This is a genomic window from Caloramator sp. E03, from assembly GCF_006016075.1.
In the GTDB taxonomy this organism is placed as follows: domain Bacteria; phylum Bacillota; class Clostridia; order Clostridiales; family Caloramatoraceae; genus Caloramator_B.
Map to the genome: position 1 here is coordinate 2,564,362 of NZ_CP040093.1, position 16,922 is coordinate 2,581,283.

Annotated in this window: 14 protein-coding genes; 12 read left to right on the forward strand and 2 right to left on the reverse strand. The window is 31.7% G+C overall.

The window, feature by feature from the left end:
• The first annotated feature begins 19 nt into the window (after window positions 1-19).
• The 7 genes from FDN13_RS12210 to FDN13_RS14545 all read left to right on the forward strand — a co-directional run bounded on the left by FDN13_RS12210 (window position 20) and on the right by FDN13_RS14545 (window position 6,872).
• Entirely contained in the window at window positions 20-1,456 is a 1,437-nt protein-coding gene (locus FDN13_RS12210) for a menaquinone biosynthesis decarboxylase (RefSeq protein ID WP_138981101.1), read from the forward strand.
• A complete protein-coding gene (locus FDN13_RS12215; RefSeq protein WP_138980643.1) occupies window positions 1,446-2,303 on the forward strand; it encodes a UbiA-like polyprenyltransferase in 858 nt (285 codons plus the stop codon). The genes FDN13_RS12210 and FDN13_RS12215 overlap by 11 nt, the downstream gene beginning before the upstream one ends.
• Window positions 2,304-2,307: 4 nt before the next feature.
• Window positions 2,308-2,880: a UbiX family flavin prenyltransferase gene (locus FDN13_RS12220; protein WP_138980644.1), complete on the forward strand. Its 573-nt coding sequence runs from the start codon at window positions 2,308-2,310 to the stop codon at window positions 2,878-2,880.
• A 1-nt stretch (window position 2,881) separates the two neighbouring features.
• Complete coding sequence (locus FDN13_RS12225) at window positions 2,882-3,811, forward strand: ABC transporter substrate-binding protein (RefSeq protein WP_138980645.1); 930 nt, start codon at window positions 2,882-2,884, stop codon at window positions 3,809-3,811.
• 4 nt (window positions 3,812-3,815) lie between these two features.
• Window positions 3,816-4,571, forward strand: a complete 756-nt coding sequence (locus FDN13_RS12230; RefSeq protein ID WP_138980646.1) for an ABC transporter ATP-binding protein — start codon at window positions 3,816-3,818, stop codon at window positions 4,569-4,571.
• Between the two features lie 178 nt (window positions 4,572-4,749).
• Complete coding sequence (locus FDN13_RS12235) at window positions 4,750-5,304, forward strand: ABC transporter permease (RefSeq protein WP_243120223.1); 555 nt, start codon at window positions 4,750-4,752, stop codon at window positions 5,302-5,304.
• Window positions 5,305-5,477: 173 nt separating this feature from the next.
• Window positions 5,478-6,872, forward strand: a complete 1,395-nt coding sequence (locus tag FDN13_RS14545) for a peptidoglycan-binding domain-containing protein (protein ID WP_305781721.1) — start codon at window positions 5,478-5,480, stop codon at window positions 6,870-6,872.
• A 102-nt stretch (window positions 6,873-6,974) separates the two neighbouring features.
• On the opposite strand, the gene FDN13_RS12245 is transcribed toward FDN13_RS14545, so the two are convergent.
• Both FDN13_RS12245 and FDN13_RS12250 read right to left on the reverse strand, forming a co-directional pair.
• Window positions 6,975-8,531: an ABC-F family ATP-binding cassette domain-containing protein gene (locus tag FDN13_RS12245; protein WP_138980647.1), complete on the reverse strand. Its 1,557-nt coding sequence runs from the start codon at window positions 8,529-8,531 to the stop codon at window positions 6,975-6,977.
• Between the two features lie 185 nt (window positions 8,532-8,716).
• Complete coding sequence (locus FDN13_RS12250; protein ID WP_138980648.1) at window positions 8,717-9,538, reverse strand: GNAT family N-acetyltransferase; 822 nt, start codon at window positions 9,536-9,538, stop codon at window positions 8,717-8,719.
• 467 nt (window positions 9,539-10,005) lie between these two features.
• On the opposite strand from FDN13_RS12250, the gene FDN13_RS12255 reads away from it, so the two are divergent.
• From FDN13_RS12255 to FDN13_RS12275, 5 genes are all read left to right on the forward strand, one after another.
• Window positions 10,006-10,779: a DeoR/GlpR family DNA-binding transcription regulator gene (locus FDN13_RS12255; protein WP_138980649.1), complete on the forward strand. Its 774-nt coding sequence runs from the start codon at window positions 10,006-10,008 to the stop codon at window positions 10,777-10,779.
• Complete coding sequence (gene pfkB / locus FDN13_RS12260; protein ID WP_138980650.1) at window positions 10,779-11,714, forward strand: 1-phosphofructokinase; 936 nt, start codon at window positions 10,779-10,781, stop codon at window positions 11,712-11,714. The genes FDN13_RS12255 and pfkB overlap by 1 nt, the downstream gene beginning before the upstream one ends.
• A gap of 13 nt (window positions 11,715-11,727) precedes the next feature.
• Window positions 11,728-12,171 carry a PTS sugar transporter subunit IIA gene (locus tag FDN13_RS12265; protein WP_138980651.1) on the forward strand — a complete coding sequence of 148 codons (444 nt, stop codon included), beginning with the start codon at window positions 11,728-11,730 and terminating at the stop codon, window positions 12,169-12,171.
• A 38-nt stretch (window positions 12,172-12,209) separates the two neighbouring features.
• Window positions 12,210-13,577 (forward strand): PTS fructose transporter subunit IIC, encoded by a 1,368-nt coding sequence (locus tag FDN13_RS12270; RefSeq protein WP_138980652.1) that lies wholly within the window; start codon window positions 12,210-12,212, stop codon window positions 13,575-13,577.
• 334 nt (window positions 13,578-13,911) lie between these two features.
• On the forward strand, window positions 13,912-16,794 hold the full coding sequence (locus tag FDN13_RS12275) for an EAL domain-containing protein (RefSeq protein ID WP_138980653.1): 2,883 nt from the start codon (window positions 13,912-13,914) through the stop codon (window positions 16,792-16,794).
• The last annotated feature ends 128 nt before the right edge of the window (window positions 16,795-16,922 follow it).

Here is a 16,922-nt window from a genome sequence, read left to right on the forward strand (position 1 = left end):
TATGAAAGGTTTGAGTTTTATGGCTTATAAGGATATTCAGGATTTTATGAATGTACTTGATAGGAGAGGACTTCTTAAGAAAATTAAAGTTGAAGTAGACAGTGAACTTGAAATTACAGAAATAACTGATAGAATTTCAAAGTCAAAGGGGCCTGCTCTTTTATTTGAAAATGTAAAGGGTTCAAAGTACCCAGTTTTAATCAATACCTTTGGAAGCTTTGAAAGGTTAAATCTTGCACTTGAAGTTGATAAATTAGATGATATTGCCCATGTAATAACCGATTTGATGGATGTTTCAAATTATATAGGATTTATAGATAAGATTAAATCTATACCAAAACTTGTAAGGCTGGCAAGGGTTTTTCCTAAAAAAGTAGATAGGGCTCCCTGTCAGGAAGTTGTTGAGGAAGCAGACCTTTCAACTCTTCCAATTTTAAAATGCTGGCCACTGGATGGAGGAAGGTTTATTACTTTGCCTCTTGTAATTACAAAAGATCCTGAAACAGGCCTTCAAAACATGGGTATGTATAGGCTTCAGGTTTATGATAAAAATACTACAGGCATGCACTGGCATCTTCATAAGGACGGAAGGGAAATATACGAAAAGTATAAAAAAATCGGAGGAAGAATGCCGGTATCGGTTGCATTAGGGTGTGATCCAGCAACCATTTATTCAGCAACAGCACCTCTTCCAAAGGAAATAGATGAGATGATTTTTTCAGGATTTTTAAGGAAATCTCCTCTTGAAATAGTAAAATGCAAAACAAATGATATTTATGTTCCAGCAAATGCAGAATTTATACTTGAAGGGTATGTTGATGTTGATGAACTCCGTGAAGAGGGACCCTTTGGAGATCATACTGGTTATTATTCTTTAAAAGATTTATATCCTGTGTTCCATATAACTTGTATAACAAGAAAAAAGAATCCTGTATATCCTGCAACAGTAGTTGGAAAGCCTCCAATGGAGGATTGTTATCTTGGAAAAGCAACCGAAAGAATATTTCTACCTCTTCTTAAGATAATGTGTCCTGAAATTGTTGATATTAATTTTCCACTTGAGGGAGTTTTTCATAACTGTGTTATAGTATCTATTAAGAAAAGGTACCCTGGGCATGCAAAAAAAGTAATGCACTCTCTATGGGGAATGGGACAGATGATGTATACTAAGATGATTATAGTTGTAGATGAGAGCATAAATCCCCATGACCTATCGACAGTTGCATGGAAAGTTTTTAACAATATTGATGCTGCAAGGGATGTAGTGATTGTTGAAGGCCCATTAGATGCCCTTGACCATGCATCACCCCTTTCCCATTATGGGCATAAGATGGGAATAGATGCAACAAAAAAATGGACAAGCGAAGGACATTTAAGGGAATGGCCAGATGATGTTGAAATGACGAAGGAAATAAAATCTCTTGTCGATAGGAGATGGATTGAATATGGTATTTAAAAAACTTAAAAATTATTCTGAACTTGTAATGTTTTCACATACTTTGTTTTCTCTTCCCTTTGCTGCAATTTCAATGCTTTGGGCTGCTAAAGGCCTTCCTTCGATAAAGGTAGTACTTTGGATATTAGTTGCGTTTGTTGGTGCAAGAACAGGTGCTAATGCATTAAATCGCTTAATTGATAAGGATATAGATGCAAAAAATCCAAGAACTGCTGGACGGCATTTGCCTAAAGGCATTGTAAAAAACTATGAAGTTGTAATACTTTCTATTATAAGTTTTTCACTTATGGCTCTTGCGGCATTTAAATTAAATCCTCTTTGTGTAAAGCTTTTACCTCTTGCAATAATTATATTTATTTTTTATTCATATACAAAAAGATTTACCTACCTTTGCCATATAATACTTGGAATTGCCTGCGGAGGTGCACCAGTTGGTGCTTGGATTGCAGTAACAGGAAAAATAGGCTGGCCTTCTATTGTACTTGGTGCCGTTGTAATGTTTTGGGTTGCTGGATTTGATATTATATATGGCTCTCAAGACTATGATTTTGATAAAAAAGAAGGATTATTTTCAATACCTGTAAGGTTTGGAATAAAACATGCCCTTGAAATTTCTTCTTTTTTTCACATTATTGCAATATTACTTCTTGTTTATTTATATTTTATAATGAACATGGGCTTTCTATACCTTATAGGCGTTTCAATAGATGCAATACTTTTATACATAGAACATAAAATAGTATCCCCAAACAATCTTTCAAATGTTAAAATTGCATCTTACAGTATTAATGAAGTTGTAAGCGTAGTTCTATTTTTATTTACTGTGGCAGACATTTTTTTGAGGTGATAGAGTGAAAAAGTACATAGTTGGAATTACTGGTGCAAGTGGCAGTATCTATGGTATTCGCCTTGCAGAGGAAATACTTAAGGCAAAAAATGAGGTGTTTATTGTAATTACTGATAATGGCCAGAAAGTAATGAAATATGAAACGGGATTTGAGCTTAATAGTGTTTTAAAGAGGCTTGAGGGTTTTGGAAAAGTAAATTTATGTGATATAAATGATTTATTTGCTCCTATTGCAAGCGGTTCATTTAAAGTTGAAGGGATGGTAATTGCCCCCTGTTCGATGTCAGCAATAGGTAGAATTTCAAATGGAATATCTTTAAATCTTCTTGATAGGGCAGCAGATGTTTGTATAAAAGAAAAAAGAAAGCTGATTGTTGTTCCAAGGGAGATGCCCTTTAACACTATTCATTTAGAGAATATGCTAAAGTTAAGCAAAAGTGGTGCTGTGATACTTCCAGCATCACCTGGATTTTATAATAAGCCTCAAAGCCTTGATGATATAATAAATTTCGTTGTGTCAAGGATACTTGATAATTTAGATATTGAAAATAATATATCAAAAAGATGGAGGGATTAAGTTGAAAAAAGTATTAAAGTTCTTATCATTATTAATTATTGTTTTTTCACTATCAGCATGTAATCAGTCTAAAAAGGAACTTAAACAATTAAATATTGGCGTACTTCCTGATGTTGATTCAATACCCCTTATAATAGCACAGCAGCAAGGATACTTTGAAAAAGCTGGGATTAAGGTTAACATAGAACATTTTAAAAGTGCAAAGGACAGGGATAGTGCTTTCCAAGCTGGAAAGATTGATGGTGCTGTATCTGATGTGCTTGCTGCTGCTTTTGCAAAGGAAGGAGGCTTTGATATCAGAATAACTTCAATGACAAATGGAAGTTATAAGCTTCTTGTAAATAAAAATTCAGGAATTAAAAGTATTAATGATTTAAATGGAAAGAGCATTGCAATTTCAAAGAATACAATAATAGAATATTCCTGCGATATGATGTTAAAGGAAGGGGGCTTATCATCAGATAATGTGAAAAAGACAGTTATACCTGAAATTCCTGTAAGACTTGAAATGCTTCAGAATGGCAAAATTGATTCTGCTGTACTTCCAGATCCACTTGCAACAGTTGCAATGAAAAATGGTGCATTACTTTTAAACAGCACTGATAAGCTTAACATAAACCCTGGTGTACTTCTTTTTTCATCAAGTGCTATTGATTCAAAGAAGGAAGAGATTAAAGCCTTTTATTCAGCTTATAATATGGCTGTAGAATATATTCAAAAGCAACCAGTTAGCAGCTACATAGATGTTTTAATAAAAGAAGCAGGCTTTCCCGAAACTGTAAAGGATTCAATAGTTCTTCCAAAATACACAAAGGCGGTGCTGCCAAAAGAAAAAGATGTTGATGAAGTAATAAAATGGCTTAAAGATAAGCAGCTTATTAAAAACGAATATAAATACAGCGATTTAGTTGATGAAAATTTAGTGAGGTAATCTTATGATTAAAGTTGATAACCTTACTGTAAGATATAAAAACAATAGGGGCAGTTTTACTGCCCTTTATGATATAAATATTGAAGTTGGGGATAAAGAAATTGTTTCAGTGATTGGTCCTTCAGGCTGTGGCAAAACAACCCTTGTATATGTCCTTTCAGGAATAATAAAGGAATTTGAAGGAAGTGTTTTAGTAAATAATATGGTAGTTAATCCAATCAGGACGAGAATAGGAGTTGTATTACAGAACTATGGACTTCTGCCTTGGAAAAATGTTTATGAAAATGCAGTAATTGGTGCAAAGATAAAGGATAAAGAAAAATTCGACAGGCATTATGCAGAATTTATATTAAAGGAACTTGGACTTATAGATATGAAAGAAAAATATCCTAATAGTTTAAGTGGTGGGCAAATGCAGAGAGTAGCTATTGCCCGCTCATTTATTTTAAAGCCGGAGATATTGATTATGGATGAACCTTTTTCTGCATTAGATGCAATAACAAGGGAAAAAATACAGGAGCTTTTTTTGAAAATATGGGTTAAAAATAGAGTTTCTTCAGTTTTTGTAACACATAGCATTGAAGAAGCTGTGTATGTTGGGAAAAAAATTATAATACTTTCAAATAGTCCTGGGAGAATAATAAAAGTAATTGATAATCCTATATTTGGAATAGAAAATCCAAGGCTCTCACCGAAATTTTATAGCATAGTAATGGAAATTAGAGAATTTATAAAAGAGGGATGGAAGATTGAAAATTAAAAAAGAATATATAAAAAATATAAATGCAGTTGCTTTTATTATTATATTTTGGCATATTATATCATTGCTACTAAATCGGCCCATACTGCCAAGACCAATAGAAGTATTAATTCATTTAATAAATATATTTTTCTCAAAAATATTAATACATGCCCTTTTTAGTATCGGAAGGGTAATTGTGGGAATATTTTTGTCTTTTATTATAGGTATGCCGCTGGGAATTATAATGGGATATAGTAATTATTGGGATGATGTTTTATCACCAATAATATATTTTTTATATCCTATTCCTAAAGTTGCTCTTTTACCAGTTGTTATGCTTATATTTGGGCTTGGAGAGGCTTCTAAAATAATTATGATAATTCTTATAGTTGTATTTCAGATAGTAGTGACTGCAAGGGATTCAGTAAAAAATATACCAAAAGAAACATATTATTCATTATTTTCCCTTGGAGCTTCAAAGTATGATATATTTAAAAACATTATATTTCCAGCAGTATTTCCTGAAATTTTAACATCAGTTAGAGTCGGAACTGGTACTGCGGTTTCTGTATTGTTTTTTACAGAAACTTATGGAACAGAATACGGTATGGGTTATTTTATAATGGATTCATGGATGAGAGTTAATTATATTGAGATGTATTCAGGAATAATCATAATGGGCCTAATTGGATTTGTGTTTTTTTTAACTTTAGATTTGCTAGAAAGATTTTTTTGTTTATGGAAGAAGTAATCCACTAATTTTGATATTTTTTAATATGATTTTATTTATATTTTACTGTTATCAATAATAAAAAAATGACCAAAATGACCAAAAATTTGATAAACATTGACGCAATTTTAACAATTGAATAAAATTAAATTGTAAAATTATTTTGAAATAAATCTATTAAAGGGGGGATTTCGTTGAAAAAAAATGTTAAAGGAGTGGCCTTTGTTTTAGCTACAGCATTAACACTTTCAACTATGGCAATCGGCACAAATACAAAATTGCTTGGTGTTGATGTTGTATCTGCTGCAACTACTGGAGAGACAACTGCTCCTAAAACAACAACTAATCCAAAAACAACTGTACCTAAAACAACAGTTTCAAAGACAACAAATGTTTCACAATTATCAGGGAAGTTAACAAGACTTATTGCACTTCACTCTTGTGGGGAAGATGTTAAACTTGTTCAGACATTGCTTAATAAATACGGGTACAATCTAAAAGTTGATGGAATAGTTGGACCAAAAACTTTAGCAGCAGTAAAAAGCTTCCAGAAGAAGAATGGTCTTAAGGTTGATGGAATAGTTGGACCAAAAACTTTTGCAAAGCTAAGTCCTACTGTAGTTCAGACAAAAACTCAAGAATCAGCTGTAAAAGAAGAAAAAGTTACGGTTAAGATAGGAAAAGTTGATTATGCTGCACATGGAACAAAATGCTTTACAGTTGCAGTAGCGGCTGTAGCAGGAGACAAAATTGTTGCTGCATACTTTGATGATTATCAATATATGCCAACAAGTGCAGCAAAGGGAGTTCCAAACTCAGATGCAGATTTTGGAAAGAACTATCCACAAGGATATGTTTTAGGTTCAAAGTTGACAAATGCTGATTATTACTCACAGAACATGAAGACAAAGGCAAATGCAACAGTTCCAATTGACAAGAACTTTGAAGCAATAAGAAAATACGTAACTGGAAAGACAATAGCAGAGCTTGAGGCAACACTTTCATCAACAACAAAAGAAAAAATGGTTGATGCAGTAAGTGGGGCAACATTAGAAGATACTTATGGTTATGTAACTGCTATTGTTAATGCGGCAAAAGCTGCGAAGGATGATGTTTCAATACAAGTTGATGCAAAGGATATAAGCAATATAAAGATAGGAAAAGTTGATTATGCTGCACATGGAACAAAATGCTTTACAGTTGCAGTAGCGGCTGTAGCAGGAGACAAAATTGTTGCTGCATACTTTGATGATTATCAATATATGCCAACAAGTGCAGCAAAGGGAGTTCCAAACTCAGATGCAGATTTTGGAAAGAACTATCCACAAGGATATGTTTTAGGTTCCAAGATGACAAATGCTGATTATTACTCACAAAATATGAAGACAAAGGCAAATGCAACAGTTCCAATTGACAAGAATTTTGAAGCAATAAGAAAATACGTAACTGGAAAGACAATAGCAGAGCTTGAGGCAACACTTTCATCAACAACAAAAGAAAAAATGGTTGATGCAGTAAGTGGGGCAACATTAGAAGATACTTATGGTTATGTAACTGCTATTGTTAATGCGGCAAAAGCTGCGAAATAATTTATTGTGAAATTTAAATAATAAAAATAAAGCGGTTAAGAAAATTATAAAAAGTTCTTAATCGCTTTATTTGTTTTAAAAGATATTATTAAATCTGCGTATTTATACTACCTTTGTTGTCCATGCCTCTAAGTTCCATACGTCAGTAACTATTTCTGTATAAAATTCCATCTCGTGGCAAATTAAAAGTATGCTTCCCTTATATTCTAAAAGTGCTCTTTTAAGCTCCTCTTTTGCATCTACATCAAGATGGTTTGTTGGCTCGTCAAGTACAAGAAGATTAGTTTCTTTATTAATCAGCTTACATAATCTTACCTTTGCCTGTTCCCCGCCGCTTAAAACCATAACTTTACTTTCAATGTGTTTTGTTGTAAGACCACATTTTGCAAGGGCAAGCCTTACTTCAAACTGATTAAAGGACGGAAACTCATTCCATATCTCTTCTATGCAGGTATTATAGTTGTTTTCTTTAATTTCCTGCTCAAAATATCCAATTTTTAAATAATCTCCAAGTTCAACTTCGCCTGATAGTGGCTTAATTTCGCCTAAAATGCTTCTTAAAAGAGTTGTTTTTCCAAGTCCATTTGCACCGATTATTGCAATCTTTTGCCCTCTTTCCATTTTAAGATTTAAAGGTTTTGATAAGGGGGAGTCGTATCCTATAACTAAATCCTTTGTTTCAAATATTAATTTGCCTGATGCACCAGCTTCTTTAAAATTAAACTCTGGTTTTGGCTTTTCCTTATCAAGCTCAATAATTTCCATCTTTTCAAGCTTTTTTTGTCTTGACATAGCCATGTTTCTTGTTGCAACCCTTGCTTTATTTCTTGCTATAAAGTCTTTAAGCTCTGCAATTTCCTGCTGCTGCTTTTTATATGCTGCCTCAAGCTGCTGCTTTTTAGCTTCATAGACTCTTACAAAATCATCATAGTTTCCTACGTATCGTGTAAGCTTTTTATTTTCCATGTGATAAATTAAATTAACAACGCTGTTTAAAAAAGGTATATCATGGCTTATAAGTATGAATGCATTTTCATAATCTAAAAGATATTTTTTTAGCCACTGGATATGCTGCTCATCAAGGTAGTTAGTAGGCTCATCTAGTAAGAGTATGTCCGGCTTTTCAAGAAGAAGCTTACATAGAAGAACCTTTGTCCTTTGACCTCCGCTTAAGTCATTGACATCTGTATCAAGTCCAATATCACAAAGCCCAAGTCCCCTTGCTACTTCTTCAACTTTTGCATCTATAATATAAAAGTCGTTATGAGTTAAAATATCCTGAATTGTTCCCATATCTTCAAGAAGGGATTCCATCTCTTCAGGGCTTACATCTGATAACTTTTCGCATATTTGATTGTATTCCTCTTCAAGTTTAAATAGATAGTCAAAGGCTGATTTTAAAACATCCCGAATAGTTTGCCCTTTTTGTAGCACTGTATGCTGGTCAAGGTATCCAACACGTGCTCTTTTTGCCCATTCAATAGTACCTTCATCGGGCTCAAGTTTGCCGGTTATAATGTTCATAAATGTTGATTTGCCTTCTCCGTTTGCACCTATAAGACCTACGTGCTCCCCATTAAGTAGCCTAAAGGAAACGTCTTCAAATATAGCCCTGTCTCCAAATCCATGGCTTAAATTCTTTACAGTTAAAATACTCATCTATGCTTCTCTCCTATTTACTTAAAATAAAACGACAAAGATAATTATAAAGAAGTTTTAAGGTTAAGTAAATATGAGGTTTAAGGAATTATAAAGTAACTTGTCAACTGGTGGCACTTTTTTTCTCTTTTCTCCATCTCCGGTGCCAGGCACCAAGGATAAGGTACCAAGGATAATTACCAAAATTAAAATTCAATGAGTAAATATTCGTCATAGAACTCAAAGCCGAGGGCTTTATATGCTTTAACTGCAGGCATGTTATTTTTTCTAACTATTAAGGTTGGTATTTTTCCTTTTGAAATAATTCTACTGCAAAGATTAGATACAACAGCTTTACAGTATCCCCTTCCTCTATGTTCAGGTAAAGTGTAAACTGCACCTATTTGACTAATTCTATCAGTTGAAGTTTGAATGTTTGCTCCAGCAACGATAAGATTATCCTTAATTAAAAACAAATAATCTTCATCTTTAGATCTTTGATTTAATGACTTTATAGCTTCGTCTTTTGTATATTTCATATTTCCAAAACCTTTTATGTTTGTTTCAACTATAAAATCTGTGATACAATCTAAATCGATTTCATGGAAACTTTTTATTTCAACTTCAGGTATTATAAATTCTTTAAAATTGTTATTTACGAAATAATAGGAATCACTAATGTTTCCACTTTGTTTTAAAGATTTTAATTCATTATATAAAGGTTCAATAAATTTTTTCATCCCTAATAAAAATTTAAACTCATTATTTTTCATTAAATCTATAAAATGCGGTATAGCATTTTTGCTTTCAAAATGAGGTATGCAGCTTCCAAGATTGTAAAAGGGTATTATACCCTTTAAAATTCCATTTTCAAAATATCCATAATAATCTCCGCATCTTCTCAAATCTTTTTTATTTTCAAGCCCGAAATATTTAACATTTCCTATTAAAAAAGTTGTGTCAATGTGATTTCTTTCAAGGTATTCTTCAACAACAGGTTTGTCTTTTTCATTTAAAATTCTTATCATAATATCCCTCCAATAAAAAATAATAAAAAATCTCACAAAGACACTAAAAAGTGACTCCGTGAGATAAATCACGTGTAGGATAAAATCCCTGTGCAGCTTTTAATGCACACTCACTTATTAATATTATATTAACTATATATAACATATATGTCAACAGATAGTAAGTTGATTGATGGGATAGCTGTTAATGCTACAAGTGCCACCATAAAAGGGAAATAAATATATAGCTGGTTGTCCTAGAATATCATAAAAATATTTGATATTTTGATAATATTTATAATCAGTTTACTAATAAAGTATTTTGTTTTACAAAATTAAAAAAGTCATTGACAAACGAAAGCAAACATAATAAAATGAAATCAAATGAAAGTATACAAAAGTGAAAATGAAATTGATACAATATTTAGACATAAGGATTTAAATATTTAAAATATAATGTTTTTATTGAAATGTCGGAGGAGTTTTGTATGTTCAGTGAAGAGAGAAAAATGCAGATAATAAGCCTCCTAAAGGAACAAGGTAATATTAAGGTTTCTGATTTAGCAAAAATTTATGATGTGTCTGAAGTTACTATAAGAAAGGATCTTCAGGAATTAGAAGAAGAAGGGCTTATAAAAAGGGTTCATGGAGGTGCAGTACTAAATAATAGTATAAAATTTGAACCTACATTTTCAGAAAAATCCGACAAATATATTCAGGAGAAAGAAAGCATAGGAAAAGCTTCAGCAAAGCTTATAAAGGATGGAGATATAATAGCTCTTGATGCAGGAACAACCACGCTTCAGATTGCAAAAAACATAACTGCAAAGAATTTGACTGTTGTAACTAATTCTCTTGATATAGCATATCAGCTTTCAAGCAAGAAAGATATTGAAGTAATAGTTACAGGTAGTTTATTAAGATGGGAAACAAGAGCTTTTGTAGGGCCATTAACTGATATGACATTAAAAAATATAAGGGTAGATAAGGCTTTTATAGGTACAAATGGAATATCATTAAAATTTGGGCTTACAACGCCAAATATAACTGAGGCAAATACGAAGAAAACATTGATAAGTATATCTCAGCAGATTATTGTTGTTTGTGATCATTCAAAATTCAACTCAGTTTGTTTTGCAAAAATAGTTGATATTGACGAAATCGATATTGTTGTTACTGACAGTGGTATTGATAAGTCAATTAAAAAACAATTTGAAAAAGCAGGAGTTGAACTTACTATATCAGAATTGGAGGTAAATTAATGATTTTTACTGTTACATTGAATCCAGCTGTTGACAAAACCCTTAGGATTCCTAATTTTAGTGTTGGACAAGTAAATAGGGTAGAATCTTTAAGAGTAGATGCAGGAGGAAAGGGAATTAACGTTTCTAAAACAGTAAAAGAATTAAAGGGGGAAAGTACTGCTTTTGGATTTATTGGTGGAAAAAGTGGAGAATATATAAAAGAATATTTAGATGCTATTGGAATTAAAAATGATTTTTTATGGATAAATAGCGATATAAGAACAAATATTAAAATTGTAGATACTATAAATAATACTTTTACAGATATAAATGAAGCAGGCCCTACTGTAAGTCAAAAGGACTTAGAAAAAATTATGAAAAAAATATTAGATGCTGCTTATGAAAACTCTGTACTTGTATTATCAGGGAGTATACCAAATGGTTTAGGAAGCAGCACGTACAAAGATATCATCGAGTATGTTTCACCTAAAAATGTTAAAGTAATACTTGATGCTGAAGGAGAGCTCTTTACTGAGGGGATTAAAGCTTCACCATATCTTGTAAAGCCAAATAAGTATGAGCTTGAAAAGGCATTCAACATAAAAATTGACAATGACTTAGTGCTTATTGAGGTTTGCAGGAAAGTAATAGCTATGGGAGTTAAATATGTAGTTGTTTCCCTTGGTGAGAATGGTTCTGTAATGGTTAGCAAAGATAAAGTTTTAAAGGCAAAGGGGCTAAAAGTAGATGTAAAAAGCACTGTTGGTGCAGGTGATTCTATGGTAGCAGCCTTAGCACTTTCGATTGAGAGAAATTATGAAATGGATTATGCTTTAAGGTTTGCAGCAGCTACAAGTACAGCAAACGTTATGACAGAAGGTACACAGACAGCTGAATATGAAGTTATAAATGAGCTTATTAACAAAATTGAGATTGTAGAGATTAATATGTAAAGGAGAGAAGAAAATGAATATAGCAGAAATTATGAACGAAAAAATGATAAAGTTGCAGCTTGATTCAAAGGATAAGATATCAGTTATAAGGGAACTTGCAGAGCTGCTTTATGAAAATGATAAACTTTATGACAAGGAAAAATATATTGAAGCAGTTTTAAAAAGAGAAGAGGAATTTTCAACAGGTGTTGGAATGGGAATAGCAATACCCCATGGAAAGAGCAGTGCAGTTAAAGAGCCTTCAATTGCTTTTGGAAGAAGCAAGGAAGGAATAGAGTATGGATCATTAGATGGACTGCCAGCACAGCTTTTCTTTATAATTGCAGTACCTGAAAATTCAAATGATGAACATTTGAGGTTATTAGGTCAGATATCAAGAAAGCTTATGCATAGGGAAGTAAGGGAAAAATTGCTTAATGCAGAAACCTTTAATGAAATAATTGAGGCTCTAAAATAAATTAATATAAAAAATAAAAAAGATAGGGGGAAATATGTATGAAAATTGTGGCTATTACATCCTGTCCGACGGGTATAGCTCACACTTACATGGCTGCAGAAGCACTTGAAATGGCTGCTAAGGAAATGGGCGTTGAAATTAAAGTTGAAACACAAGGTTCTGTAGGAGCAGAAAATGAGTTAACAGAAAAGGATATTAAGGAGGCTAATGCTGTAATAATCGCAGCAGACACAAATGTTTCAAAGGAAAGGTTTGTAGGAAAGCCTCTAATTGAAGTAGGTGTACAGGAAGCTATCAAAAATCCTAAGGCACTTATCGAAAAAGCAAAGACTGCAAAGGTTATGACCAGTGATCTTGTTGAAGAAGTTAATAAAATTAAGGAGCAGAGAAAATCCGAAACTAAAGGACCTTACAAGCATCTTATGACAGGTGTTTCATTTATGATTCCCTTTGTTGTTGCAGGTGGAATTATAATAGCATTATCCTTTGCTTTTGGTATTAATGCATTCAAACAAGAAGGAACTCTTCCAGCAGCCTTGATGCAAATTGGTGGAGGCTCGGCATTTTCGTTAATGATTCCGATATTGGCAGGATATATTGCATATTCAATAGCTGACAGACCAGGTCTTGTTCCAGGTATGGTTGGTGGTATGCTTGCATCATCAACTGGATCAGGTTTTCTTGGAGGTATTATAGCAGGTTTTGCTGCAGGATATCTTGTTGATTTCTTAAAGAAAACAATTAAATTGCCAAAAACTCTTCAAGGTTTAATGCCTGTACTAATATTACCATTATTATCTACTCTTATTATAGGACTTTTTATGATTTATATTATTGGTAAACCAGTTGCAGCAATCAATAATGGAATGGCTGCATGGCTTAAGAATTTAAGTGGAACAAACTCTGTGCTTCTCGGAATCATTCTTGGACTTATGATGGCATTTGATATGGGAGGTCCTGTAAATAAAGCAGCGTATACTTTTGGTGTTGCAACATTATCAAGCGGACAGCCCTCAATGGTTATGGCAGCTGTTATGGCTGCTGGAATGACTCCTCCACTTGGTCTTGCACTTGCTACTATAATAGCAAAGAATAAATTTACTGCTCAGGAAATTGAAGCAGGTAAAACAGCATGGGCTCTTGGAATTTCCTTTATAACAGAAGGTGCAATACCATTTGCAGCTGCAGATCCAATAAGGGTTATTCCTTCAATAATGGTTGGTTCAGCTGTTACTGGAGCATTAAGTATGATTTTTAAATCTGCACTTGCTGTTCCACATGGAGGGATATTTGTTCTTGCAATTCCAAATGCTATAACTAATTTAGGATTATATATTATAGCAATTGCTGCAGGTACAGTTGTAACAGCATTGTTAATATCAGTGCTTAAAAAGAATGTAAAATAAATAAATTTTAATATTTAAATTTAAAAGGCAGTTTATGAAAACAAATGTTTTCTTAACTGCCTTTTTTTAGGCTGTTAAAAAAGTTTGTTTTTGTTAAGCCCCCATGAAGGATTTCCATGCACTTAATCATTTTGCTAAAGCTCATGAGAGATGCTTTTTTGAAATCCATTCACGGGGTTCTTACTGTGTTTTAATAAGGATGCTATAAAGTATTTCTATAAAGTTAAAAAAATAATTTGGTAAAAGTAAAAAAACAAGATAAATGTAGAATTTTATCGATTATATGATAAAATATGGTTAGAAGATATTTTTATGATGATAGTGAGGAAATATTATGGGCTTAGATAATAAAGTAATAAATTTTAAAGGAATGATATTAATACCTCTTATCGTAGCTTTTATTTCGGTAATGGGAGTAGGCGTTATTTCATCTTTTTTTGGGATAAGGATATTAATTGAAGGAGCAAAATATTATGGAATTGATATTACAAAGATGCTTGCAGAACAAATAGAAAGTAATAGTTTATCATTGGAAGCTATTGATGAAGCTGTTGAAAACAGAATTAAAGTTATAGGGCAAGCTATTATCTTAAGCTCACAAAAACCAAGCAGCAGCTTTTTAAAAAAATTAGCTAAAGATTTTGATGTTTATGAAATAAATTGGTTTAGTAAAGATGGAGTAATATTGTATTCAAATATTGATGAATATGTTGGTTTTAAAGTCCCAAAGAACCACCCAATAGAAAAATTTATGAATTCTAATTTAAAAATATATGTTGAAGAAGATATCAGAAAGGATACAGAATCAGACAGATTTTTAAGATATGGATATATTAAAAATACAGATGGAAGCTTTATTCAAGTTGGAATTTTATCTGATGATATATTTAAATTAAAAGGTAGATTTCAATACCAAAAACAGATTGATAGCTTAAGATTTAATAAAAACGTTGTTTTTGCATATTATTATGACGCTAAATTAAGGGAATTAGCAAGGATGGAAAAGGGTAGTACATATAAACTGACAGCTGCAGATGAGTCATATAAGAAAGCTTTAAATCATAGCTACTCTGTTGAAGAAATAAGGGATAGCTTATCAGGTAAAAGGTTTATGAAGGTTACTGTGCCAATTATATATAATAATTATGTAATTGGTATTTTAGTAGTCGGAGTGACATTAGATAATTTTTACAGCATAACTCAAAAATACATAATAGCATCATCTTTAATTGCATTTATATTATGCTGCTTTATAATTATCTTTTTAAATAGAAAAATTAAACGTCCATTAGAAAGTTTATCGGTGGATGTAATCAAAATCGATTTAGAAAATAATTTGGATTATAGGCTAAATATTGAAAAGGATGATAATTTTAAAGGTTTAAAATCAATCATAAATGAAATGTTAGACAGGATATCTAAGTATTTTTATGATTTAAAGGAAAGCCATGAGGAAATTGCTGCATCTAATGAGGAATTAGCTGCAAGTCTTGAACAGCTTACAGCTACTGAGGAAGAGTTAAAAGCACAATATGATGAACTTCAAAGCTATTCAGAAAAGATTGAGGAACTTCAACAAAAATATGATATTGCAATAAAAGCAAGCAATAGCGGTGTTTGGGAAATAGATTTAAACAATATGACAATAAATATTTCAGAGAACATACTGGATATTCTAGGGAAAAATCTAGTTAGAAATGGGAACGTACATGATGTTTTAGATAAAATTTTATTAAATGAAGATAAAGAAAAATTGATTCAAAAGTTTAGAAAACATCAGGAGGGAGAGAAGGAATATATAAACCATCAAGTTAAGGTTGTAGATAAAAATGGAAATATCAAGTGGCTTTTGATTGCTGGTAGGGGGATTTTTGATTCTAAAGGTATAATTAAAAGATTGTATGGCATTTTTATTGATACTACGGATTTGAAAAAGAAAGAAAGACAGATTGAATATATGGCATATCATGATCAGCTTACAGGGCTTCCAAATAGAGCAATGTTTAATAATATAATTAATGAAGAATTAGGTAAAGGAAGCAAAGGGGCATTAATGCTTGTTGATTTAGATAATTTTAAAAATGTAAATGATATAATGGGACATGTTTGTGGCGATGAATTATTAAAGAAATTAGGAGATATTTTTAAAACTTTTTCTAATGACAAATTGTTTTTCTTTAGATTTGGAGGAGATGAATTTTTAATTTTAATTAAGGATGAGGATAGAATTAATATTGTTAGTAAATTTGCAAGGGCAATACTTGAAGCGATTAAACATGAATCAGCCTTTGTAGTTCAAGGAATTAATGTTACAGCTTGTATAGGCATTGCATTTTACCCTAAAGATGGTAGTAATTTAAAAGAGCTTCTTATGAAAGCTGATACTGCAATGTATAGAGCAAAGTATGAAGGGAAGAACAAGTATTTATATTTTTATGATGAAATGACAGATGTTTTAAAAGAGAGGGTTGAAATTGAGGGGTTACTTAAAAAAGCAGTAGAAAATAATGAAATTAATCTTTTATATCAGCCGATAGTTGATGCAAAATCAGGAGAAATAGCTTCTTTTGAGGCACTTATAAGGCTTAAAAATTCTAATATTTCTCCAGCTAAATTTATACCTATTGCAGAGGAAACGAACCTTATTATTCCAATTGGATATTGTGTTATAAAGGAAGTGGCAAGGCAAATTAGTAGGTGGAAAGAATGTGGATTTAAGATAAGGCCTGTTTCTATAAATGTATCTGCAAAGCAAATAAAAGATGATAAGTTCATAGATACACTAAAAGGTATTATTGAAGAATATAAATTAGATGCTAAGTCTATAGAAATTGAAATTACAGAAAGTATAATGCTTGAGAAGAAAGATGAAATAATGAAGAAAATTGAATATATTAAAAAATTAGGTTTTTCTGTAGCACTAGATGACTTTGGAACAGGATATTCATCACTTAACTATTTAACATTTCTTAATATTGATAAAATTAAGCTTGATAAATCCCTTTGTGATAAGTTTTTAGAAGATGAAAATATAAAGGTCATGGAAAGCATTATAATGCTTATTCAGAGCCTAAATCTTAAAGTTACAGCTGAAGGTATTGAAGATGTTAATAAACTAAACATACTAAAAAAAATAGGATGCGACTATGTACAGGGCTATGTATTTAGTAAGCCTTTGCCTAAAGAGGAGATAAATAATCTGCTGAATAAAGAATGAAAGAAAATCTAAAAACATTAGCTTAAAATTAAAATATTTTATATTGCATAAATTAAAAAAAAGGAATATCATATTATTAATACAAAAATTTACTTATATTCTTTTACTAAGGTTATCTTATAGAATAA